The following is a 299-nucleotide window of genomic DNA, read 5'->3' as shown; positions in this document are numbered from 1 at the left end:
CCCGTCATCCTCCACCATTTAGCCGACTTAGCTCAATTGGTAGAGCAACTGACTTGTAATCAGTAGGTTGGGGGTTCAAGTCCTCTAGTCGGCACCAGAAAATCATGGCGGTTGTGGCGAAGTGGTTAACGCACCGGATTGTGGCTCCGGCATTCGTGGGTTCGATTCCCATCAGTCGCCCCATTTTTTCTTTAAATCATTAATATGCGGGTGTGGCGGAATTGGCAGACGCACTAGACTTAGGATCTAGCGCCTTTGGCGTGGGGGTTCGACTCCCTTCACCCGCACTTTTAATAAAA

Annotated in this window: 3 tRNA genes; all 3 read left to right on the top strand. The window is 50.5% G+C overall.

Features of this window, described 5'->3' with window-relative positions:
* The first annotated feature begins 21 nt into the window (after window positions 1-21).
* The 3 genes from FOT98_RS31980 to FOT98_RS31970 all read left to right on the top strand — a co-directional run bounded on the left by FOT98_RS31980 (window position 22) and on the right by FOT98_RS31970 (window position 287).
* Window positions 22-97 (top strand) — tRNA-Thr (locus FOT98_RS31980).
* A 10-nt stretch (window positions 98-107) separates the two neighbouring features.
* Window positions 108-183, top strand: a tRNA-His gene (locus FOT98_RS31975).
* Window positions 184-206: 23 nt separating this feature from the next.
* Window positions 207-287, top strand: a tRNA-Leu gene (locus tag FOT98_RS31970).
* Window positions 288-299 lie beyond the last annotated feature (12 nt).

The organism is Bacillus sp. HY001 (assembly GCF_007558965.1).
In the GTDB taxonomy this organism is placed as follows: domain Bacteria; phylum Bacillota; class Bacilli; order Bacillales; family Bacillaceae_G; genus Bacillus_A; species Bacillus_A mobilis.
The sequence above is the reverse complement of the archived record's forward strand: the minus strand, read 5'-3'. Positions and strand labels throughout refer to the sequence as shown.